We start from the raw sequence: 23,173 nt of genomic DNA on the forward strand, positions 1-23,173 counted from the left end.
AGCAGCGCCCAGCGGATGTTCGGCAGTGTGACCGTCATGAAGGTCCGCCAGCCGGAGGCGCCCAGCGTCAAGGCGGCCTCTTCCTCATCTTTGCCCTGTTCGATCATCACCGGGATCAGTTCCCGAGCGACGAAGGGGAAGGTCACGAACATCGTCGCCAGCACGATCCCCGGCAGGGCGAAGACGATGGGAAAGCCCTGCGCCACGAGCCATCCGCCAACCAGGCTGTTTGCCCCGAACAGCAGCACGAGGCAAAGCCCCGCCACCACGGGCGAGACGGAAAAGGGCAGGTCGATCAGGGTGATGAGGAAGGCTTTTCCCGGAAAATCGAACTTGGTGATCGCCCAGGCGGCGGAGATGCCGAAGATCGCGTTCAGCGGTACCGAGATCGCCGTGACGATGAGCGTGAGGCGGATTGCCGACCATGCATCCGGGTTGGACAGGGAGGTGACGGCCGCCAACCAGCCACGTGCCAGCGCTTCGGAAAACACCACCACAAGCGGTGCCACGAGCAGTACCGCCAGCACCCCGAGCACAAGGACGGTCAGCCCGACGCGGAAAACCGGGCTTTCGTTGGCAGGGTCCCGAAAGTGGCTTTTCGGGGAGGAAGGAGACCCGGACCGGGCGGATATGTCAGACATGGCCGCTTCTCCTCCGGCTCCAGACCTGGATGATGTTGATGAGGAACAGCATGGCGAAGGCGATCAGCAGCATGGCGATGCCGATGGCCGCCGCCCCATCGTAATCGAACTGCTCCAGCCGGATGACGATGAGCAGGGGGGCGATCTCGGTCTTCATCGGCAGGTTGCCGGCGATGAAGATGACAGAGCCGTATTCACCCACCGCACGCGCCAGCGAGAGCGCGAAACCGGTCAGCGCGGCGGGCAGCAGCACCGGAAGCACGACGCGCCGGATCGTGTAGAAGCGGGAGGCGCCCAGCGTGGCGGAAACCTCCTCCCACTGGCGGTCCACTTCCTCGATCACCGGTTGCACGGTGCGGACGACGAAAGGCAGCCCCACGAAGACCAGCGCGATGAAGATGCCGATCTGGGTATAGGCGATGCGGGTGCCGAGATATTCCACCGCCAATGCGCCGAAAACCCCCTTGGGAGCATAGAGAGCGGTGAGCGCGATGCCCGCCACCGCCGTCGGAAGGGCAAAGGGCAGGTCCACGGCGGCATCTATGAGCCGCCGGCCCGGAAAGCGGTAGCGCACAAGCACCCAGGCCAGAAGCACCCCGAACACGAGGTTGAACAGCGCGGCGTAAAGCGACAGCCGGAACGACAGCAGGAGCGCCGCGAGAACGCGGGGCTCCGTCGCCACCGACCAGACATTCGCCGGCCCGTAGCTGGCGCCGCGGAGAAGCAGGGCGCCGATGGGCAGCAGGACGATGATCGACAGCATCGCCAGCGTCACCCCCATCGACAGGCCGAACCCCGGTATGGGGGATCGGCGAAGAGCGGTGCCGCGCATCATTTCGCGCTGTAGATCTGGTCGAAGATGCCGCCGTCCGCGAAATGCGTGGCCTGCGCCTTTTTCCAGCCGCCGAAATGCTCGATGGTGACGAGATCGAGTTTCGGGAAGCGTGCCACGTCTTCGGGGGCGGCCTTCGATGTGTCCCATGCCCGGTAGTAGTTCTTCGCGGCGATGGCCTGCGCCTCCGGCGAATAGAGCCAGTTCAGGTATTCTGTGGCAAGCTTGCGCTGCGCGTCGGACTTGATGTTGCCCTCCACCAGCGCCACGGGCGGCTCTGCGAGGATGGAGAGCGAGGGCACGACGATCTCGAACTCACTGGGACCAAGCTCCTCCAGCGCGAGGTAGGCCTCGTTCTCCCAGGCGAGCAGCACATCGCCCAGACCGCGCTGGGCGAAGGTGGTGGTGGAGCCGCGCGCGCCGGTGTCGAGGACGGGAACATGGGTGAAGAGCTGCTTCACGTACTCTTGGGCCTTCGCCTCGTCGCCATAGGTCTTTTCGGCCCAGGCCCAGGCGGCGAGATAGTTCCAGCGCGCCCCGCCGGATGTTTTCGGATTGGGGGTGATGACCTCCACCCCATCCTTCACCAGATCGCCCCAGTCGCTGATCCCCTTGGGGTTACCGGCGCGGACGAGGAACACGATGGTGGAGGTGTAGGGCGAGGAATTGTGCGGTAGCTTGCCCTGCCAGTCTGCGGGGAGCTTGCCCGTCCGCTCCGCGATCGCGTCTATGTCGGCGGCGAGCGCCAGCGTCACCACCTGCGCGTCCAACCCGTCGATCACCGCCCGCGCCTGTGCGCCGGAGCCGCCGTGAGAGGTGGATATCTGTGCCGCAGGGTTACCCTGTTCGGCCCAGTGCTTGGCGAAGGCATCGTTATAGGCCCGGTAGAACTCCCGCGTCGGATCGTAGGAAACGTTAAGGAGGGTGCTCTGGGCCAACGCCGGCCCGGCCAGCAAAAGGGAGGCCGCAACGGCCGCCGCTGCCTTGAAGGCAAGGAAAGGCTTCATCTGTCTTCTCCCGTTGGTCCGGGCGTTTGCCACTGGACCGGTTGACACCATAATCACGACAGACATTATCGTTATTTTCAATGGTGGCGTTGTTTCGATTTCGCCGGGTCTTGGAGAATATGTTTCTCTGTATGGGGGAGAGAATGGACCTGATCGACAGAAAGATTATCAGTGAGCTTCAAAAGGACGCGACCTTGCCCATCGCCCAGATCGCGGATCGGGTCGGCCTGTCGCAAACCCCTTGCTGGAAACGGATTCAGAAGCTCGAACAGTCCGGCGTGATACTGCGGCGCGTGGCGCTGATGGACGGCATGAAGATCGGCTGTGCGCTCACCGTGCTGGTGGGGATCGAGGCGCCCGACCATTCCGCCGAATGGCGGGAGCGATTCGCCGCCGCCGTCAGCGCTCTGCCGGAGGTGATGGAGGTGCTGCGCATGGCCGGAGATATGGACTATCTCCTTCGTGTTGCCGTCTCCGACATGGCGGCGTACGACGCCTTCTACAAACGGCTGACCGACGCGGTGATGCTCAAGAACGTCACGTCGCACTTCGTGATGGAAAGCATCAAGGCAACCACTGCCTATCCGGTTGATACGTTGAGCCGATGACGCCTTGCCGAACCCGCCCGGCGATGTAGCTTCACCATGTTGCCCCGGTCGCTGACAGGGCGGAAGATATGCGCTGACGGAGACAGGACATGACCGTGAAGGAACATTTCGAGAGCCGCGACTGGGAGCGCATCACCGCGCTGCCCATGCTCGTAGGCGTTGCGGTCACGGCGGCGGATCCCAGCGGGCTGTGGGGCGCGATCAAGGAAAGCGCCGCCATGGCGAGCGAACTCCGCCGCGCCAAAGCCAATCCCGAGGACAACGACCTGATCGCAGCGGTGGTTGCCGCCTATGACAGCGCGGATGAGCGTCAGGTGGTCACCGAAATCCTGCGGGCGGAGGTGCGCAACCGCAGGCCCCCGGAAATCGTCGAGGATATCGTGGCGGAGGTGGAGCGGCTGATGCTGCTTGCGACGGTGAAACTTCCCGAGGAAGCCCCCGGCTTCGGCCGCTGGCTCATCGAGATAGCGCGGCAGGTGGCGGAGGCGGCGACGGAAGGCGGCTTCCTAGGATTCGGCGGCGAGCAGGTAAGCGCCGAGGAACGCGCCACGCTGGACCGTCTGGCGCTGGCGATCCGGGTCGGCAGGGCGTGATCCCGGAGCGATGACGCGATCATGATACGCACCTACGCTATTGGCGACATCCATGGCTATATCGACGAGCTGCGCCGCGCCCACCGATTGATCGCGGAGGATCGCGCGCGGACCGGCGATCAGGATGCGCCCGTCGTGCATCTGGGCGACCTGGTGGACCGCGGGCCGGATACGGCGGGCGTGATCGACCTGCTCTCGGAGGGCATTGCGGCGGGGCAGCCCTGGGTGGTGCTGAAAGGTAATCACGACCGCATGTTCGCAGCGTTCATGGAGGATCCTGCGCGGCGCGATCCGGGCCTGTCCGAGCGCTATACGTGGCTCGCCCCCGCGCTGGGAGGTCTGGATACGCTGGCCTCCTACGGGGTAGGCACCGAGGGGCGGGAGGTGGCGCAGATACAGGCCGACGCGCTTCAACGTGTGCCGGAGGCGCATCGGGAGTTCCTTGCCGGACTACCCACGTCCTATCGGCGGGGGGACCTGATGTTCGTCCATGCGGGCGTGCGGCCGGGCGTGCCGCTCGACGCCCAGGCAGAGGACGATCTTGTCTGGATCCGCTCGCCTTTCCTTGAGGATACGCGCAACCACGGCGCCTTGATCGTGCATGGCCACACCGCGCTGGATGCGGCCACCCACCACGGCAACCGGGTCAATCTCGATACGGGCGCGGGCTATGGCAGGCCGATCACCGCCGCGGTCTTCGAGGGTAGGGATGCGTTCATCCTGACGGACGAGGGGCGTATTCCGCTGCGTCCGCCCTACTGACGATACCTTGCAGTAACCCCGCTGCCATGCACAACTGCCCCCCGGACCTAGGAGATTTCCGGGAGGGAAATATGACGGATATCGTGATCCTCGACGGTGCGCGGACTGCTATCGGCGGCTTTGGCGGCTCGCTTTCCGGTTTTGCGCCGACCGCGCTCGGCGCGCTGACGGCGAGGGCCGCGCTGGAGCGGTCGGGCGTTGAGCCCGGGCAGATCGGCCATGTGGTCTATGGCCATGTCATCAACACCGAACCGCGCGACATGTATGTCAGCCGTGTGACCGCCATCGACGCCGGTGTGCCGGACACGGTGCCCGCGATGAACGTGAACCGGCTCTGCGGCTCCGGCGCTCAGGCCATCGTCTCCGCCGCGCAGGCGCTGATGCTGGGGGATGCCGATTTCGCGTTGGCGGGAGGCGTGGAGGTGATGAGCCGCGCGCCCTACATCCTCAAGGACGCCCGCTGGGGTCAGAAGATGGGCGACGTGAACGCGGTGGACATGATGCTCGGCGCGCTGAACTGCCCCTTCGGCACCGGCCACATGGGGGTCACGGCGGAGAACGTGGCGGCGGAATGCGGCATCACGCGCGAGGCGCAGGATGCGTTCGCGCTGGAGAGCCAGACCCGCGCCGCCCGCGCCATTGCCGAGGGCCGGTTCAAGGGACAGATCGTGCCGGTGGAGATCGTCACCCGCAAGGGTACGACGGTGTTCGACACCGATGAACACCCGAAAGCCACGAGCGGTGAGGGCCTCGCCGCCCTGCGCCCCGCCTTCCGCAAGGACGGTACGGTGACGGCGGGCAATGCTTCCGGCATCAACGACGGCGCGGCATCCATCGTGCTGGCGCGGGCGGATGCGGCGGAGAAAGCCGGGCTGAAACCGCGGGCGCGCGTGCTGGGCTATGCCCATGCGGGGGTGCGCCCCGAGGTGATGGGCCTTGGCCCGATCCCGGCGGTAAGGGCGCTGATGGAGCGCACCGGGCTGACGGCGGACGATTTCGACGTGATCGAGTCGAACGAAGCCTTTGCTTCGCAGGCGCTGGCCGTGTCCGACGGTCTTGGCTTCGATGCAGCGAAGGTGAACCCGAACGGCGGTGCGATCGCGCTTGGCCATCCGGTGGGCGCCACGGGCGCGATCATCACTCTGAAGGCACTGGCGGAGCTGGAGCGGACGGGCGGGCGCCGCGCGCTTGTCACCATGTGCATCGGTGGCGGCCAGGGCATCGCCATCGCGCTCGAAGCCATCTGAGGCGAACTCGCGCGCAGGATCGGGGCGGGAGCGGCGGGGATTGGAGGATCGCCGTCGAATCTCCGCCGCCGCGTGGGCGCGGGTTGAAGCGGGGCCCGATGTCCGGGGAGCCATGCCGCGGAAGCGCAACGCGGATACGGCGGATTGCTCCCGACCTGCGTTCGGGGAAAGCCTTCGGGGCGCCCCAGACGACACCGTCGGGACTCCGGGCGCTTCCGGCAGGTCCGCGGGCTGACTTCCCGGCCCTCTCATGGGGCCGGATCGTGACATTTCGGCGGCCCGTGACTCCGGCGGGTCTGTCGCACGCTTCCTTTCTCGCGCTATCGGGGGGCGAAGCTCGATGCGCCGCCGCTCCCTTCATGGGCGTGAGGCGCGGTCTGTGCTGGGGGCCGCAGTTTCCTTGCCGTTCCGCACGGAGGCGGGTCATGGCGGTTAACTGGCCAGTTTTTTGGCTGGATTTTATCAGATTGCGAACGAGTTCCGCTTCAAGAGGGGGCAAAAGCCTTTTCCGGAAGTCTGTTAGGTGCCGCCTCCTTCAGGGCCGTAATGCAGCGGCAGGCAAGGTAGCGCAGTACCAGACCAGCCTTCGGGGCAGAGCCGGGCATGACGGTTCAGCGGCCTGCCTCCAGAGTGACCCTCTTCTTGCTAGCGCGGCGAAGTATGCAGTTCCGCCTCTTTCAGGAGGGAGCGCAAAGCACCGGCGGTCAGGGTAGGGTAGTTTCCCGACCTGCCCTCCGCGCAGCGCCGGGTCATGACGGTTCAGCGGCCCGCATCCGGGGTGGGCCTGTCCGCAGTAGCGGCGCATGAAGTACGCGGTGTCGCCTCCGTCAGGAGCGTAATGCCGCGGCGGGCAAGGCAGCGCAGTTCCCGACCTGCCTTCGGGGTAGAGCCGGGTCATCGCGTTTTGACGGCCTGCGTCTGATGTCGGACTGTCCATGACAAACCGCAGGTGAAGTGTGCAGTACTGAGTTTTACAGGAGTGGGGGCGGCGTCAGGGCAGGGTGGGGCGGCGCATTTTCCTGACCGGCAGGCCGTCGCTTGCAAGGATGCGGGCGAAAGCGGCTTCGATGCCTTCATGGACGACTGCCATGGCGTGACCGTTGGCGTGAATCAGCCGACCCTCGTCCGCCACCATCGCGACATGCCCCGTCCAGAATACCAGATCGCCACGCTTCAAGGGGGTTCCGGGCGGCAGTTCCGCGCCCATCGCCTCACCCGCCGCCTCTCTTTGCAGATCGCTGTCCCCGGGGCAGGCGATCCCGGCGGAACGCAGCGCGACCTGCACGAGACCGGAGCAGTCGATTCCCTCCCGGCTGTTGCCGCCCCAGAGATATGGCGTGCCAAGAAACCGTTCCGCCACGGCGACCGGGTCAGGCTCGAGCGTGTCGGCAGGGCGCAGGTGACTGCGGGGCACGAACCAGCCGTCCGTCGTCTCGGCAAAGGCGCCGCGTTCGTCCCCCACATGAAGCCGGCTGCCGAGGGAGAGGAGCCTCGCCTCGCCTCGCTTGATGTCGGGGTGCCAGTAGGCATGGGTGGCGGAGGTCGCGACGCGGTGGGTCGCCTGCCCCGCGGGTTGGCCCAGAGCCTCCTCCCGCATCCAGCCGACATAGCCGTCGCGCCCGGACTGACCGAAGGCGTGGCCGTCCTGCCGGTCGATGACAAGGAAGGTCTCGCCAAAGATCATCTGCCGGTTCCTGGTGCCGCCCGGCGCGTCCAGCAGGTCGGCGGCGGTACGGATCACCCGCAGCGGCTCCCCCGCCACATAGCGTTCGGCGGGCACGATGCCGCGCAGCGACTCAAGCGCCACGCGGCCGTTGGCAGGAGTAAGGCGGGGATCGCTCACAGCGACAGAACCTCCGGAAGGGCGGCGAGGATGGCGCGGCCCGCCTGGCCGGTGCCGCCCTTCGTGCGCGCGGGCGCGGCTGCCGGCTGCCAGCCGTAGATGTCGAAATGGGCATAGCGCGCGGCGACGAAGCGGCGAAGGAACAGCGCCGCGGTGATCGCGCCCGCCATGCCGCCGGAGGGGGCGTTGTCCAGATCGGCAATGCCGGGTTCGATCATCTCCTCATAAGGCTCCCAGAAGGGCAGGCGTCAGATCGGGTCGGCCACGCGCTCCCCCGCGGCGGCGAGTGCGGCGGCAAGCCCGTCGTCATCCGTGAAGAAGGGCGGCACATCCGGGCCCAGAGCCACCCGCGCGGCCCCGGTCAGTGTCGCCATTGAGATGACCAGATCGGGCTGCTCCTCATCCGCCAGTGCCAGCGCATCGGCGAGCACGAGCCGTCCCTCTGCGTCCGTATTGTTGACTTCCACCGTCAGCCCCTTACGGGAGGTGAGAATGTCCTTCGGCCGGAAGGCCGAGCCACCGACCGCGTTCTCCACCGCAGGGACGAGGACGCGAAGCTGCACCGGCAGGCCAAGCGTCATGATCGAGCGCGCCAGCCCCATGACGTTTGCCGCGCCGCCCATGTCCTTCTTCATCAGCAGCATGGAGGAGGAAGGCTTCAGGTCCAGACCCCCGGTATCGAAGCATACGCCCTTGCCGACAAGCGTGAGCTTTGGCCCCCGCTCGCCCCAACGCAGATCCAGAAGCCGCGGCGACCGCGGGCTGGCGCGGCCCACGGCGTGGATCATGGGGAAGTTCTCCGACAGAAGTTCCTCCCCCCGGATCACGCGGGTTTGTGCCCGGAAGGGTTCGGCCATCGCCAGGAAGGCCAGCTCAAGCTCTTCCGGTCCCATGTCGGAGGCGGGCGTGTTGATGAGATCGCGGACCATGGTCTCGCTGGCTGCCAGCGTTTCCAGCCGGGCCGCGTCGATCCCCGCAGGGGCGACGAGGCGCGGCTTGTCGGCCAGAGGTTTCTTCGGCCGGTAGCGGTCGAAACTGTAGCCCGCGAAAAGCCAGCCGAGCGCGGCTTCGTCCGCCATCTCCGGCGCCAGCCCCTCCAGTTTCCAGACCCTTGCCGGCAGGTGCGGCACCGCGCGGGCAACGGCAAAGCGCCCGCGCTTCCGGCCCGCCGCATCGCCAAGGCCGAGCACCGCGCCAAGGGGCGCGCCATCCGCTCCCGGCACAAGGCGCAGATCGCCGAGACGCCCCTCGAATCCGGTCGCCGTCAGCCAAGCGGCCACCGGGGCCGGCTGTTGCCCCAGCCAGTCGCGAAAGGTCGCCTGCTCTACGAGGTGAAGGGGCAGGGCGGCTTCATCATCGGTGGCGAAGGTCTGGCTCATGGGTGCTCCGGTGTCAGTCTGCTACGACTCTGCGGGTGACCCTAAACCTCATTGCCGGGAGAGCAAACCCCGGCCTCACGACGAGCTTCGGACATGCCTGGAGAGTGGAGCGGACGGGATGTTCGACAGCGCTGGCCGCGGAAATCGGTGACGACAAGAGGATTGGGTCCTGACCTGCCCCGGCACGCGGCAGCAGAGCAGGAGAGTCGGATCGGCGTTCGGAAGGCCGTGATAGTGATGTCAAATGCCCCCACGTAGCCCGTCTGAACGGGTGTGGCGGAGCATCGTCGTATCCGCTCTCAGGTCATGAAGAAGAAACGGTACATCGATGGATGCCGCGCCAAGGTTGTGTGACGAGCGGGAGCCAAGGCGCGAATGCCAACGACGTGCTGGGCAAGGCGCTCGCGCGTCCGAATGCGCGATGGAACGCCGGGGCTGATGGGGAGCGTTTGAGCGCGCGCCCGTGGGGTGGCGGGTGTCAGCTCCCAGACGGCCCCGAGGGGAATGGCGCTTCGCAATCCCGAGCAAGATTTTGCGGTTGATATCGGCTTTGCCGACGGGTGGGCCCTCGGGGGTTAAGGGGTTTGGGATGGCAGGTGACGGCGTTCGGCGCAAATCGTCCAACCCGACGCATTGCTGGGATCCGATGGAGCCAGACCCGCGTACAGAGCGCCTAGAAGGCTGATGAAAAGGGCTTTTTGGCCTGTCGTGGAGCGGAATCGGTCACGGCCGGACAAGATCCAGCCGAAAATCCATGTACTCCCGGGCCTTTTTGCGCCGATTTTCCGATTTCCGGAACATAGGCCGCGGTACCCATTTCAGGAAAATTTAAGCAGCCTGCTAGGTGACAGGTTAGGTGGCGCGATTGGAAGTCTGCTCCACGCACACCGATAGATCCCTCTCCGCGCGCGGAAGCCCGCCGTCGCGATGCGGAAGCTCGGGGCTTGCACTTCACCGCGAAAGAGGATGGAGTCCGCCCGCTTCGTCAAAGGAGAACCCGATGCTGCCGATCCGCCCTCTGCCCGGTTACCTCGTGCAACGCTATCACGGCTGGAGGGCGACGATCTGGGATGACAACCAAAACTGGTATCGCCGTCTGGCTGAGGACGGCCAACGGCCCCGAGCCATGGTCATCGCCTGCTGCGACAGCCGGGTGGACGTGGCCTCCATCTTCGGCGCGGATTCGGGCGAGCTGTTCATCCACCGAAATGTGGCGAATCTCGTGCCGCCCTATGCGCCTGACGGGGATCATCACGGCACCTCCGCTGCCGTCGAATATGCGGTGGAGACGTTGCGCGTCGCCAATCTGATCGTCATGGGGCATTCCCGCTGTGGCGGGGTGCAGGGATGCTACGACATGTGCGCGGGTCATGCCCCGCAGCTTGAGGAGAAGACGAGTTTCGTCGGGCGCTGGATGGACATTCTCCGCCCCGCCTATGCCAAGGTGCTGGACCTGCCCGAAGCGGAACGCGTTCCCGCGCTGGAAAAGCTGGCTGTTCTGACCGGCATCGACAACCTTCTGGGCTTTCCCTTCGTTGCGGCGGCGGTGGAGGAGGGGCGGCTCTCTCTCCACGGCGTATGGAATGACATCGGCGAGGGCGGGCTGGAGAGCTACGATTCGACGAGCGACAGCTGGAACGCCGTCTGACGGATCACGGGCTGAACTGCCGGATATGCCATGCCATGCGGCCCATGGAAGGGCGCTTCGGCAGACCGCGAAGCGCATGTCCTGATGAGTTGCCGCTGGCCCTGACACCGTGGTCACCCGGAAGCTTGCATGCGGCGCGTTCTGGGGATCGATGGGCGCGCCGCGATGGCGCCGCTCTGCAACCGGCGCTGGGTGATCCGGATTGAATCGGAAAGAAGTGGTGCGAGGGCTGTCGCGGGACAGGCCAGCGCGCAATCGAACTGGCTTCCACCGAGCCCCGCGGAGACAGACATGTCCGCACGGTGGGACTTTTCCCGGTTGAGGAGCAAACCACGGGCGCGGTTGATCCCTGGGCTTTTAGGCGGGATGTGATCGCGTTCCCCACGGCACGGGTTTCCTCGGCCACGGTATGATCATGATACTTGGCGGCATGGTTTCCGACGCTGTTTGCGCCGATGCGATGCTGCTGCAAGACCGAGCCATTGCGTCAAGGCGAACATGTCGACGACAGGGCCGAGCAACCTGTGGCCCGGGGTCCGATCCTTTCGGATGCTTCCGGCGTGAGATGCCGGTTTAGCAGGCTGCTGAAAGAGCATTCCTCGCCTCCCCTGAGGCGGAGGTCTTGTCCCATACCGTCGAATTGCGCCCCGGAAACAGCCAGTTTTGGTGCGTGACCGGCAGATTTTCTGGTTTTCGATACAGGCCTGGGTAGGTGCCAGACTTTTTCAGCAGCCTGTTAGATACCGATGATGCCGCTCTTCTGGCTGAAGCCGATGCCACGGAGGGAGATTTCCCCGCCTCCGCTGCCATGAACCGTCATGGGCTGAGGTCGTTCTTTCCCCCCTGCTCATGACAGTGCTTGATTTGCGACGGTTTCCAGCACACCTTTCCGGAATGACGGCGCAGATCCCTCCTTTTCCCACCAGCCATCCCAGCTCCGTACCGGAGCAGGTGAGCTTCGACCGGATGGAACTCGGCACGATCCTGTCGCTTTACGGGCGGATGGTGGCGGCGGGGGAATGGCGGGATTACGGATTGTCCTTTCTGCGCGAAGTGGCGGTGTTTTCCGTCTTTCGGCGCACGGCGGAACACCCGCTCTACCGCATCGAGAAACGCCCGCGCCTGCGCGGGCGGCAGGGCATGTATGCTGTGATCGGCATGGATGGACAGATCCTCAAGCGGGGACACGATCTGCGGCAGGTATTGCAGGTTCTGGAACGCAAGCTCATCCGCGCGGTGGAGTGAGCTTGGGTTGAGTGAGCCTCAGTGGGGTACGCTGAATGTCACGGCTGCAGACCGCCCCTGGCCATCGATCACCGACAGCCGGAAGGTTCCGGGGCCATCGAGCGGCAGCAGCAACTCCCGCGCACTTCCCTGTTTCACGATGGGCTTGCCATCCCGGAGCCATGTGAACGGCGGCTGACCGCGTTCCACCCGCGCGGCGACATGTCCGTCCAGCGGTTCCACCACAGCGCCTTCCGGCGGGAAGGCAAGAACGGGCCCGTCGCGACGTGCGGCCTGCGGGGAGCGGAACCGTTGGAGCGGAAGCGGGAGATCTGCGGTCGGCAGGAGCAGCGTGGCGGGCGGCGGCGGCGGCAGCGGGTCGAGCTGCGGCTTCATGAGGGAGAAGGCCTCGAACAGCACGGGAGCCGCGAAATCCCCACCGAAGGCGCCGGGAACCGGCGTGCCGTCCGGCCTGCCCATCCACACCGCGATCACGGTGCGCCCGTCATAGCCGATCGCCCAGGCATCGCGGTGCCCGTAGGAGGTGCCGGTCTTGTAGGCCAGCCGGTTCGCGGGCGCACCGGGCGGCGGCGCGAGACCGGAGAGGATGTCGCCCACCTGCCATGCCGCCTGCGGGCTGAGCACACGTTGCAGTGTTTCCGTCTGTCCGGGGAGGGCGGAAAGGCCGAGCGCCATGCCGCCGCGGGCCAGGGCCGCATAGAGCTGGGCCATATCCTCCAGCGAAAGTCCGATCCCGCCGAGCGCTATCGCCAGCCCCGGCTCCGCCCCGGCAAAGCTCGGCTCCAGCCCCGCGCGCTTCAGGGCGGCGATGAGGCGCGCGGGGCCGAGCGCCTCCGTCAGCGCGACGGCGGGGATGTTCAGTGACATCTGCAAGGCCTCGCGCGCGCGGACGGTGCCGTGAAACTGCCGGTCGAAGTTCTGGGGCGCGTAAGTGCCGAACCGGGTGGGCTGGTCCTCCATCAAGGTTTCCGGATGGGCAAGTCCCGCGTCAAAGGCCAGCCCGTAGATCAAAGGCTTGAGCGTGGAGCCGGGGGAGCGGGCGGCGAGGGTCATGTCGATGTAGCCCTGCCGGTCCTCGGCGCCAAAGGCCGCGGCCCCGACGGAGGAGAGGATCTCGCCCGTGGCATGATCTGCGATCACGATAGCCGCGGACACCCTGTCGCCCCGGGGTGCGACGGCGCGGGCGGCAAGGCTCTCCATCGCGATCTGCAACGGTGCGTCGATGGTCAGGCGGAGTGGTGAGACACCGGGTTCCGCGGCGACCATACGGTCCGCCAGATGGGGCGCATGGGCGGGGAAGGGCAGCCGCGCGGACGGAACGGGCGCGGCCAGCGCCTCCGCGAGCGCAGCAGGCGTGAGCAATCCGGCTCCCGCGGCACGGCGGAGCACGTTGTCCCGCCCGATCCGGGCAGCCTCCGGGTTGCGGTCGGGACGGCGAAGGGTGGGAGCCTGCGGAAGCGCCACCAGCAGGGCCGCCTCGGCGGCGGTCAGGCGGCGCGGTTCCTTGCCGAAATAGGTGAGAGAGGCGGCACGCACCCCTTCGATATTGCCCCCGAACGGCGCGAGGTCGAGGTAAAGGCTCAGGATCTCCGCCTTGCTCAACCGCCGCTCCAGCGCGAGCGCCACGCGGATCTGGCGAAACTTGCCGGGCCACGCGCCCGTGCCGCTGTCTTCCAGCAGGCGAGCCACCTGCATGGTGAGGGTCGAACCACCTGAGACGATACGCCCCGCGCGGAGGGACTCGCCTCCCGCCCGGATCAGCGCGCGGAGATCCACGCCCGGATGGCTGTCGAACCTTTTGTCTTCGAAGGCGCGCAGCATCGCGAGATAGGCCGGATCCACCTGCGCCGCGCTGGCGGAAAGCCGCCATATGCCGTCTGCAACCGTGTAGGGACGCAGGAGCGTGCCATCCCGCGCGACCACCTCCACCCCGGTGGCGACGGTCAGCGGCGGCAGCACCGTCCCGTCGATCCAGCCGTCGAACGCATCCCGCCCGCCGGCAGAAAGGCCCGCGATCACCACAAGGGCGAGGATCAGGCGGGCGAGCCGCTTCATCAGGGTCCGACCTCGGCCACGCCGGTCGCGGTCACGGCGCGGTAGTCGGGCCGGTACATGTCGGCCACGCTGGCGGCAGGATGGTGATAGCGGCCCGGGGTCACCGCGCGAAGGATATAGGCAAGGCGCAGCACCTCCACCCCGTCGCTGTCGATCTGCGCAACGAAGCGGTCCTCCCGGAACTCCGCATGGGCAACGGTTTCTGTCGGTTGCAGCCAGTCGAGCTGGGAAAGATCGCCCGCGCGGAGCAGGTTCGGGTTGTCGATCTCCAGCCCTCCGGGCAGCGGATCGTCGATGATGAGACGGGCGGGCACCGTTTCGGTGGGCGTCACTTCCAGCACCGCGACCAGCCGCGTTCCGGGGGCAATCCGGCCTTCGACCGGCTCTCCCGAGAGAGTGGTGTAGCGGCGGGTGATCGCATAGCCTTGGCCGCCCGCGGGTTCCGCCACCGCGGGCACGCCCAAGGTGGTGAGGGTGAGCAGGCTCGCCGCGCCGCCGGTGTTGCTGACGGTGACGGGCGCCGCGGCTTCGTCGTCGGACAGCGCCCGAGCAACGCTGCCGGAGGCCGGAGCGCCATTGATGGTGATGTCTTGCGCCCCTTCGACCGAGAGCGCGTGGGCGGCCAGCAAGGTCCATGCGGCCTCCTGCGTGGAGGCGGAGCCGGTCGCATCCTCTCCCAGCCTTGCGACGATCAGGTCGAGAGGGGCCGCGCGACTGCCCGCCTCGGCGGCAAGGGCCACTACCCCCGCCGCGTCGCGCCGGTCCGAGCCGTAGTCGCCACGGCCCGTGCGGCTGCCGGCTGCGGTGAGGCGCTCCAGCGCGGCCTTGCCGGCCTGCGTGAACAGGCGGTCCGCGCGGGTTTGGTCTCCGGTCGTGGCCAGGGCCGCGCCAAGCTGGGCCGCTGCGAGCGGCGTGTCGAAAGCCGCCGCTTTCACATCCGCATAGTAGCGCAGATCGTCCACTGGCGCGCGGCCCGCCCGGGTAAGCACGAGCATCGCATAGGCCCAGGGCCCGCCCCCGGTATCGAAGTCGGGTGCGAAGGAAAGCTGGTTGCGCAGGTTGTCGAGCGCGCTGGTCAGCGCCCGCTCCGGCACGGTGACGCCCTGTTCCCGAGTTCGGAGCAACACATCGGTTGCATAGGCATCGAGCCAGAGATCGCCCGATCCTGCCTGCCAAAGACCGAAACCGCCGTTGGCCGACTGGTTCGCAAGGATACGCGCAACGGCCTTCCGCGTCGCGTCCTCCGCGGGCGGCAGGCCCATCCGGGCGAGCGTATCGGTGAAGTAGAGCAGCGGCAGCAGGCGGGAGGCCGTCTGCTCCGTGCAGGCATAGGGGTAGTCTGCCAGAAGCCTCAACAGTCCCGGCACATCGAGCCGCGCCTGTGGCCCCGCCGCGAGCGTGGCACTCCCCGTGCCGGGAACGTAGTTGGCAAAGAGGTCGCGGTCGAAGCGGAGCGTCTGGCCGGGGTCGAGGGTGAGGCGGCGCGTCTCGCTGACCACCGGGTCATTGCGGCGGACGGGGATTGCCACCTCCTGCGTGAGCGTGCGACCGTCGGGCGTGGTGAGGGCGACGGCGATCCGCGCCTCGCCCGGCGCGAGGGCGGAGAGGGGGAGCGTCACCTCGGCCGTGGCGCCTTCGGCCAGTTCGATCGCCTCGGGAACCGGTGCGGAGAGCGTCAGCCCGCTGGCCGTGACGGTAAGCGGCATCCGCCCCGCCGCCCCTCCCGCATGGGTGAAGCGGAGGAGCAGCCGGCTCTCATCCTCCGGAGCGAGCACGCGGGGGGCGCTTGCTTCCACGACGACGGGGTCGCGCACGCTGACATCGGCAGTGGCTTGCCCGACACCGGTGTCGGACCAGACCACCGCCATCAGCCGCACCGTGCCGTTGAAGGCGGGCAGGTCGAAGCTGGCCCGCACGACGCCATTCTCCACGGCGAGAGGGCCGGAGAAGAAGGAAACGGGTGCACCTGTGGGTGGCTCCCCCTGCATACGGGACTGGGCGCCCGCATCGCCGCCCGAGCGCACGACGCCGGGCGCGCCGCTCAGCCCGTCGATGAGGCGGCCGTAGATATCGCGGATCCCCACGCCCAGCCGCTGCTGGCCGAAGTAGTGCCCCTCCGGGTCGGGCGGCGTGAAACCGGTGAGGTTCAGAATCCCCAGATCGACCGCCGCGATGGTGGCATAAGTGCCGGGTGGCGCGCCATCCACCCGCAGCACCGCCTCCATCGGGCCACGGGGCTCGGTGCCGGGGGGCATGTCGAAGCGCGCGACGATCCGCTTGGCTCCCGGCGCGATGGCGGCATGGGCGAGGCCCATCGCACGGGCCGGGTTGTGTCCCGCCGCCTTGTCTAGCGGGCGGAGGAGCGAGGCCGTCACATAGGCGCCGGTGCCCCAGTCCTCCGTCACGGCGAGGTCGACCACGGCACCGCCCGCGGGCACGGTGACGGCCCGGCTTGCAATCACCCGGTTGGCCAAAACGGTTATCAGCGCCTGCCCGCCCTCCCGCGAGGAAATGCGGAAATGCGCGGTGTCGCCGGGGCTGTAGCTCTCCCGGTCCAGCGAGACCTCCAGCCGGTCCGGGGTGCCGCTGCCCTCCACTGCGCCGTACCAACCCGCGTCGAAGCCGACGGAGCTTCCCACCGGGGTGCCATCCGCCGCCTCCACCCGCAGTTCGTAATGGCCCCAGTCCACACGGGGAGCAAGGGCGAGGGGGGCATCGGCCGGGATCCGCGCCTCTCCCTCCGCCACGCGTGCACGGGTTGTCACGGGTTGCCAGTTCCATGCGCTGTCAAGATTGAACCACTGGTAGCGCGTCTCCACCCGTTCCAGGGTCCAACGCACGGGCAGGGCAGCACGGGTGAACGCCGGGTCCAGCGCGATGACATCGAACCGGGCTTCGCCGCCTTCGGGCACCGGGCCTTCGTTCGCGGGACGGATGCCGATGACCGGCGTCCCGGGCAGGACGGGGGCGACCGTCCGCCGCTCCACCGGCCGGCCGGAGCCTTCCGCGACGCGCAGGACGATCTCCGCCTCCAGCGGCCGTGCAGGCGGCAGATCGACGGGCGGCAGGGTAAGGGTGAGCGGCAGGGTTCCGTCCGGCCCGGTGCGAAGGCCGGAGGGGAGCGGGGCCATCTGCGGCGCGAAAGGGGCATCCTGCAATCCAAAGCGATAACCCGGCCAGTCGGCAAGCGAAGAGGCTGCGCGCAGCCGCACCTCTCCCTCCACTGCCAGATCGGGCGCGGGCGGCCCGAAGAGATAACGTGCGGCCACGCTTCCCTCCGCTACCGCGCCGAGCCGCAGCGGGGTCTGGGCAAGCGTCAGCGACACGTCGATCCGCTCGGGCAGGAAATCCTCGACGAGGAAGGTCCGGCTGACCAGCGGGCGATCCGCCTCGGCCAGAATGTCGAGCCGCCACAAGCCGCGCGCCGCGTCCGGGCCGAGCGGGGCGGACCAGACATGGCCCCCGGCGCCCAGATCCGCGCCGGTCTGCCGCGTATATTCCACCCCGTCCGGGCGCGTCAGGCGGAGCGTGAGCGGCAGTCCGGTTTCCGCCGCCGCCCTGTCGTTCCGCGCGAGCGCGGTGACGTTCACCGTCTCGCCGGGCCGATAGACGCCTCTCTCCGTCGTCACGAACACATCGATCGGTGGCGGTGCCTCCCGCCCCGCGACCCCCCTGTCCGACAGGTCGAACTCCGGCTCCGTCAGCGACAGGAACGAAAGGTCTTCCCCCCGACGGAGCGTGAGAAGCGCAGGCGCCCCCGCGCCTGCTCCGCGCAGCAGGGGCAGGGCAAAGACGGCGCGGCCCGTGTCATCCGTCTCCGCTGCCGCGAGCACGGCATTGCCCTGCGAGATAAGCGAGACCTGTGCCCCGGCCAGCGGCTCCGCCGTGCCGAGGCTCTGGGCAAAGACCGTCAGCCCGTCCGCTCCGGTCATGCTGGTCACGCCGATATCGCTTATGACGAACCATTGCTGCGGCCGGGGCGTGTCGCTGTCTGCCGTATCCGCGACGGTGGCGCGAAGGACATAGACGCCCGGCTCCAGCGGTCCGGCCGCGGCGAGCGGCAGGCGGGTGGTGACCTCCCGGTTCAGGGGGGCGGGCACCTCTGCCGTGCCGCGCCATATCTCCTGGGCAAGCTGCGCGTCGAAATCCTCGATCCGCCAAGGAGGCAGAGGCGTCGCGAAGATCTGCTCCTGCATCGCGCGGACGAGTGTCCTGTCGCTGACACGCGAAAGGACGAGGTCGAGCCGGCCCGCGTTCACCGTCGTCACCGGAAGCGCCGCCTCTCCCGTCCGGGGCAGCACATAGGCGCGTCCCGGAAACCACGCGGCGGGGCTGCGGTCGCGCACATAGGCGGTGAGCGGCGTATCGGCACGGAGCACCTCGCCCCGCGCCGAGGGCAGACCGCGCCGGAAGGTCAGGGTGTAACGCTCGCCATTCCGGACACCGCCGATGCAGATCTGCTGGCCCGTCGTCTCCACCGAAAGCGCGGGATCGGGCAGGCGGACGAAGGGCGCATAATCCACGCCGGCGGGGGCAAGCGGCTCGGAGAACACCGCGCAGATCCGGGGCCGGTCGGTGGCGGTGTCGATCTGCGTATCGGTCAGGCGGAAGCCGTATTTGCCGATGGCCTCGTCCAGCGCCGCGGCGGTTTCGGGGCGCGCCGCCAGCGTCTGGGCCAGCCGTAGCGCCGGGATCATGTCACGCCCCCGGCCCATCGGCTCCAGCGTCGCGGCGAGTTCCGTCAGGGATGCTGCGCGGGCAGGAGGGGTCTCCGCCCGGAGGTAGCCGTTGATTGCGGCGGAGAGCGACTCCTGCAAGCCACCCCAGCGATCCTCCGCCTCCGGGGCAAGCGCGGCGCGGCGGGTGAGCAGGGCGTAGCGGGTCCAGTCCGCGCTGTCATCGGCGAGGGTGATTGCCTGCGCGGCAAGCTCCGCGGCTGTCTGCCACTGGCCTGCGGCGCGCGCGGCCTCCCCCTCGTCCAGCAGCGTGGGGAGCGCGCGGCCTTCTGCCGGATGGCGCGCGGCAAAAGCGGCGGCGCGTGACCGGGCTTCTGTCAGATCATCGGGGGTCAGGAACGCCGCAAGTTCCGTCGCCCGCGCGGCGCCACGGCTTCGCGCGGCGGCAGAAAGGGTGATGATCGGGCCGGAGATCGCGCCCGAATAGGGAGAGGCCGGGCCGGCGGCGGACTTTGGAAAACAGGCGCCTGAGCGCGCATTGAAGGTCATGGCCACGCAGCGGGCATCGACAAGACAGGCGCGTGCGCAGGCGTCGAGCGTGGTGCCGAAAATCTGACGAATATCTCCGCCCGGAATATCCTGTCCGCTGGTGAGCGCGAGGCGCCGCTCCGGCACCATATCCTGTGCAGGCAGCATGGTTGTCCCTGCGACGACCACCAGCGCCGAGAGAAAGCCGAGAGACAAACGCATGATACTTCTCCGATTGCCGTTGGGCGATCTTCCGGGCCATGGTGTCGCGGGCGGGCACCCGCGCGCTTGTTCTAGGATAGGGGAAGCCGCTGGCGTGACAACCACGGGTGCCGTTTCCGTGCAAATTCTCAAGACCTGCGCCGCCTGCTCCTGAAGTTGGGGTGTTCCGGTCGTGGTTTGCATGGGCAACGGCAGACTGTTCAACAACGCTCGCTGGCGAGGAGCCGGTGCCGTCCCGACGTGGCGCGCGTGATAGCCGTCGGCCCGGGCGGCAGATAGCGGATGACAACGGCCAAGTCCGGTTGTTCGGAAGGCATGGGCTTCTGGCGACTTCATCGGGTGGATGAGGGCAATAGTCGCCACGCCTGGCTTGCAGGTTGCTTTCCAGAGAACAGGACCGGGTTTCATTCGGCTGATCTCCGAGTAAATCGAAGCACGGGCGGGAGACCGCTCTCCGCAGAATGGCCGCACGAATGCCTTTTCCTCGCCGCAACTTGGCCTTTGCGACCTGCGCGATACCTTTGCTAGCAGGCTACTGAAACGTCGCGCGCTCACCTGGGCTTGCGTTGAAAGCCGGAAAATCGGTTCGGTCATGAGGCAAAACCGCTGTTCCGGGCGCCTTTTAACAATGCGGGGAAGGTCTCCCTCTCAGGGCAACCCCGAAACATTCGCTGACAGCCTGTGAAAGGTCCTGCCGCGAGGGAAGGACATGGCCGGGGGAGGTGCATGGCCGGAGTGACGAAACCCGCAGGTGCGGCATCGGGCGCGGAGCAAACGTCCGATGGGCGAAAAGGTCACCTCGCACTCTGGATCGGAGTGGCGCTGGTTCTGGGCGTCGCCGTCGGTGGCTGGTGCCACGCATCGGCGGCGAGCCCAGAAATGACGGAGGTCATCGCGGGGCGGTTCGGCATCGTGACGACCATCTTTCTGCGGCTCATCAAGATGATCATCGCGCCACTTGTCCTTTCGACCATCGTGTCGGGTATCGCCAGTCTGGGCGATGCGAAGGCTGTGGGCGGGCTGGCGCTCAGGGCCATGGGCTGGTTCGTCACGGCTTCCCTCGTTTCGCTGCTGATCGGGCTGGCGATGGCGAATATTGTGCGCCCGGGGGCGGGCCTGAACCTGCCCCTGCCGGCGGGGCGCGGCGCTGAGGGCGTTGAAACGAATACACTGAGCCTCGCGCAGTTCTTCACCCATGTTTTTCCCGACAGCATCGTCGCGGCGATGTCGGGAAACGAGGTGCTCCAGATCCTCGTTTTCGCGGTGTTCTTCGGTCTTGCCGTGGGGGCGCTGCCCCGGGAAAGGGCCGCCCCGATACTCGCGCTTGCCGAGGCCGTCGCCGCAGCGATGTTCATCGTCACCGGCTATGTCATGCGTCTTGCGCCGCTGGCCGTCTTTGCTGCCATGGCGGCGGTGGTGACGGTGCAGGGGCTGGGGGTGCTGATCGATTACGGCCGGTTCATCGGCGGGTTCTATCTGGGTCTTATGCTGCTCTGGGCCTGTCTGATCAGTGCGGGCCGGCTGTTTCTGGGGCCGAGCGTGTTCCATCTGCTGTCGTTGCTGAAGGAGCCGATGCTCGTCGCTTTCTCCACCGCGTCGAGCGAGGCCGCCTATCCCAAAACCGTGAGCCAGCTCGAGGCCTTCGGGGTGAGCGGGCGGGTGACGGGATTTGTCCTGCCGCTCGGCTATTCCTTCAATCTCGACGGGTCGATGATGTACCAGACCTTTGCCGCGCTATTCATCGCGCAGGCCTATGGGATCGAGATGACTTTCAGCCAGCAGGTCACCATGCTGCTGGTGATGATGCTCGCGTCAAAGGGGATCGCGGGGGTGCCGAGGGCGTCACTGGTGGTCGTCGCGGCGGTGTCACCGATGTTTGGGCTTCCCGCGGAGGGCGTGCTCCTCATTCTCGGCATCGACCAGATCCTCGACATGGGCCGGACCACCACCAACGTGATCGGAAACGGCCTTGCCACAGCGACGGTCGCCCGCTGGCAGGGCGAGATCGCCCCGCCGGAGAGCAGAGACGACAGACCCTGACAGACTGTGGTCAGATCATCTCCAAGGCGGTCCGATGGGTAGGCGGCGGGAACAGCGTGTCGAGGAAGGTCCGTGTCTCCTCATCCAGCCTGACTTCGAGCGCGCCCGCATTGTCCTCCACATGTGCCACGCTCCCGGCCTTCGGGATGGGAATGACGCCCGGCCGTTCCAGCAGCCATGCCAGCGCCAGACGCGCGGGTGACAAGGAGAGACTCTCGGCGAGCAAAGTGAATTCCGGGTGGTCAAGAAGCCGTCCCTGTTCGATCGGGCTATAGGCCATTGCGGGTATCCCGCGGGAAGACAGCCACGGCAGCAGATCCCACTCTACTCCGCGCCGCGTGAGATTGTAGAGAACCTGATCGGTCTGGCAGCCGAAGCCATCCACTGCCATCAGTTCCTCCATGTCATCGGTATCGAGATTGCTGACGCCCCAATTCCGGATCAGCCCATCGCGTTTGAGCCGCTCCATGGCGATTGCCGTCTCGCCCAGCGGCACGGCTCCTCTCCAATGAAGCAGGTAAAGGTCCAGCCGGTCCGTCCCGAGACGCTTGAGGCTGCGGCGGCAGGCATCCGCCAGGCGGGCTTCAGAGGCGTTCTGCGGGTAGGCCTTGGAAACGAGAAACACTTCCTCTCGCCGGCCGCGGATCGCCTCGCCCACCATCTCTTCCGACGCGCCGTCGCCATACATCTCGGCGGTGTCGATGAGCGTGAGTCCAAGATCCAGCCCCCTCCGCAGCGAGGCGATCTCCTCGCTCCTGCGGGATGGGTCTTCTCCCATCATCCACGTGCCCTGACCAAGCCGGGCTACCGTTTCGCCCTCGGGGAAACGTATGTCGCTTTCGTTCATCTGCGTCTCCTTCTGCATGGGAACAATGCGCGCCGTCCCGTTAAGGTTCATCTTCTTGGCCTTCCGCGGCGAGAAGGATACAACGATGCGTCGGAGGTGCCGTATGAAGATCGCAAGTTTCAACATAAACGGGGTTCGCGCACGGATCGAGGCCCTCACCGCCTGGCTGGGCGAGGCGCGTCCCGACGTCGTCGTCCTTCAGGAGATCAAGACCGTGGACGAAGGTTTCCCGCGCGAAGCCATCGAGGATATGGGTTACAACGTGGAAACTCACGGCCAGAAAGGTTTCAACGGTGTAGCGATCCTGTCGAAATATCCTCTTGAGGATGTGACCCGCGGTCTGCCCGGCGACGACAGCGACGAGCAGGCCCGATGGATCGAGGCGACGGTGGCGGCGACGCGGCCTGTACGGGTCTGCGGGCTTTACCTACCAAACGGCAACCCCGCGCCGGGGCCGAAATACGATTACAAGCTCGCATGGATGGAGCGGCTGGAGGCCCGCGCGCGCGACCTGCTGACGCTGGAGGATCCCGCGGTGCTGGCGGGTGATTACAATGTCATTCCAGACCCGCGCGACGCCAAGCGCCCGGAGGCCTGGGTAAAGGACGCACTGTTCCTGCCAGAGACGCGCGCCGCCTTCCGCAAGTTGTTGGCGCTGGGCTACACCGATGCGTTCCGCGCACGCAATCAATCCGCCGGCCAGTATACTTTCTGGGACTATCAGGCGGGCGCCTGGAATCGCGATGACGGTATCCGGATAGACCACCTGCTGCTCACGCCGCAGGCCGCCGATCTGCTATCCGATTGCCGCATCGACAAGCAGGTGCGGGCGGGGGAGAAACCCTCCGACCATGTCCCGATCTGGATCGAGCTTGACGCTTGACCGCAGAAAACCCGTTGCGCCCGCCCCGGAGGCCGGTTAAGAGACGCACCAGACGCGCACCCGTAGCTCAGCTGGATAGAGTGCTGCCCTCCGAAGGCAGAGGCAAGTCAAGTGGCT

15 protein-coding genes and 1 pseudogene are annotated in these 23,173 nt (G+C 67.1%); 8 read left to right on the forward strand and 8 right to left on the reverse strand.

Annotated features, from left to right (window positions below; translation table 11 throughout):
- The 3 genes from CG51_RS17065 to CG51_RS17075 form a co-directional block, all read right to left on the reverse strand.
- On the reverse strand, window positions 1-641 hold a 641-nt coding region (locus CG51_RS17065; RefSeq protein ID WP_035747069.1), incomplete at its 3' end, for a sulfate ABC transporter permease.
- A complete protein-coding gene (gene cysT / locus CG51_RS17070) occupies window positions 634-1,473 on the reverse strand; it encodes a sulfate ABC transporter permease subunit CysT (RefSeq protein WP_088233952.1) in 840 nt (279 codons plus the stop codon). The genes CG51_RS17065 and cysT, both read right to left, overlap by 8 nt.
- Window positions 1,473-2,480 carry a sulfate ABC transporter substrate-binding protein gene (locus CG51_RS17075; RefSeq protein ID WP_035747072.1) on the reverse strand — a complete coding sequence of 336 codons (1,008 nt, stop codon included), beginning with the start codon at window positions 2,478-2,480 and terminating at the stop codon, window positions 1,473-1,475. Before CG51_RS17075 ends, cysT begins: the two co-directional genes overlap by 1 nt.
- 143 nt (window positions 2,481-2,623) lie before the next feature.
- On the opposite strand from CG51_RS17075, the gene CG51_RS17080 reads away from it, so the two are divergent.
- The 4 genes from CG51_RS17080 (at window position 2,624) to CG51_RS17095 (ending at window position 5,690) form a co-directional block, all read left to right on the forward strand.
- Complete coding sequence (locus CG51_RS17080; RefSeq protein ID WP_035713246.1) at window positions 2,624-3,088, forward strand: Lrp/AsnC family transcriptional regulator; 465 nt, start codon at window positions 2,624-2,626, stop codon at window positions 3,086-3,088.
- 89 nt (window positions 3,089-3,177) lie between these two features.
- Window positions 3,178-3,681, forward strand: a complete 504-nt coding sequence (locus tag CG51_RS17085; RefSeq protein WP_035747073.1) for a hypothetical protein — start codon at window positions 3,178-3,180, stop codon at window positions 3,679-3,681.
- A gap of 24 nt (window positions 3,682-3,705) precedes the next feature.
- The gene (locus CG51_RS17090; RefSeq protein ID WP_035747085.1) at window positions 3,706-4,443 is read left to right on the forward strand and encodes a metallophosphoesterase; all 738 of its coding nucleotides are present in this window, start codon (window positions 3,706-3,708) and stop codon (window positions 4,441-4,443) included.
- A gap of 71 nt (window positions 4,444-4,514) precedes the next feature.
- Window positions 4,515-5,690, forward strand: coding sequence for an acetyl-CoA C-acyltransferase family protein (locus CG51_RS17095; RefSeq protein WP_035747075.1), 1,176 nt, complete (start codon window positions 4,515-4,517; stop codon window positions 5,688-5,690).
- A gap of 991 nt (window positions 5,691-6,681) precedes the next feature.
- Here the strand turns inward: CG51_RS17095 and CG51_RS17100 are convergent.
- Window positions 6,682-7,533: a C40 family peptidase gene (locus CG51_RS17100; RefSeq protein WP_035747076.1), complete on the reverse strand. Its 852-nt coding sequence runs from the start codon at window positions 7,531-7,533 to the stop codon at window positions 6,682-6,684.
- Window positions 7,530-8,912, reverse strand: a pseudogene (locus tag CG51_RS17105) (leucyl aminopeptidase family protein). Before CG51_RS17105 ends, CG51_RS17100 begins: the two are co-directional and overlap by 4 nt.
- Before the next feature lie 1,000 nt (window positions 8,913-9,912).
- Here CG51_RS17105 and CG51_RS17110 point away from each other — a divergent pair.
- Together CG51_RS17110 and CG51_RS17115 are read left to right on the forward strand one after the other, a co-directional pair.
- On the forward strand, window positions 9,913-10,560 hold the full coding sequence (locus CG51_RS17110) for a carbonic anhydrase (RefSeq protein WP_035747077.1): 648 nt from the start codon (window positions 9,913-9,915) through the stop codon (window positions 10,558-10,560).
- An 894-nt stretch (window positions 10,561-11,454) separates the two neighbouring features.
- The gene (locus tag CG51_RS17115) at window positions 11,455-11,805 is read left to right on the forward strand and encodes a DUF2794 domain-containing protein (protein ID WP_035747079.1); all 351 of its coding nucleotides are present in this window, start codon (window positions 11,455-11,457) and stop codon (window positions 11,803-11,805) included.
- Between the two features lie 18 nt (window positions 11,806-11,823).
- On the opposite strand, the gene pbpC is transcribed toward CG51_RS17115, so the two are convergent.
- Together pbpC and CG51_RS17125 are read right to left on the reverse strand one after the other, a co-directional pair.
- On the reverse strand, window positions 11,824-13,860 hold the full coding sequence (gene pbpC, locus CG51_RS17120) for a penicillin-binding protein 1C (protein ID WP_035747081.1): 2,037 nt from the start codon (window positions 13,858-13,860) through the stop codon (window positions 11,824-11,826).
- Complete coding sequence (locus CG51_RS17125) at window positions 13,860-19,286, reverse strand: alpha-2-macroglobulin family protein (RefSeq protein ID WP_051930806.1); 5,427 nt, start codon at window positions 19,284-19,286, stop codon at window positions 13,860-13,862. Before CG51_RS17125 ends, pbpC begins: the two co-directional genes overlap by 1 nt.
- A 726-nt stretch (window positions 19,287-20,012) precedes the next feature.
- Between CG51_RS17125 and CG51_RS17130 the strand changes: the two genes are divergently transcribed.
- Window positions 20,013-21,326, forward strand: coding sequence for a dicarboxylate/amino acid:cation symporter (locus tag CG51_RS17130; protein ID WP_051930808.1), 1,314 nt, complete (start codon window positions 20,013-20,015; stop codon window positions 21,324-21,326).
- 10 nt (window positions 21,327-21,336) lie between these two features.
- Here the strand turns inward: CG51_RS17130 and CG51_RS17135 are convergent, their stop codons facing one another.
- A complete protein-coding gene (locus CG51_RS17135; protein WP_035747089.1) occupies window positions 21,337-22,173 on the reverse strand; it encodes an aldo/keto reductase in 837 nt (278 codons plus the stop codon).
- A 103-nt stretch (window positions 22,174-22,276) separates the two neighbouring features.
- Between CG51_RS17135 and xth the strand changes: the two genes are divergently transcribed.
- Window positions 22,277-23,056 carry an exodeoxyribonuclease III gene (gene xth / locus CG51_RS17140; RefSeq protein ID WP_035747083.1) on the forward strand — a complete coding sequence of 260 codons (780 nt, stop codon included), beginning with the start codon at window positions 22,277-22,279 and terminating at the stop codon, window positions 23,054-23,056.
- The last annotated feature ends 117 nt before the right edge of the window (window positions 23,057-23,173 follow it).

The sequence above is a fragment of the Haematobacter missouriensis genome (assembly GCF_000740775.1).
Lineage (GTDB): Bacteria > Pseudomonadota > Alphaproteobacteria > Rhodobacterales > Rhodobacteraceae > Haematobacter > Haematobacter missouriensis.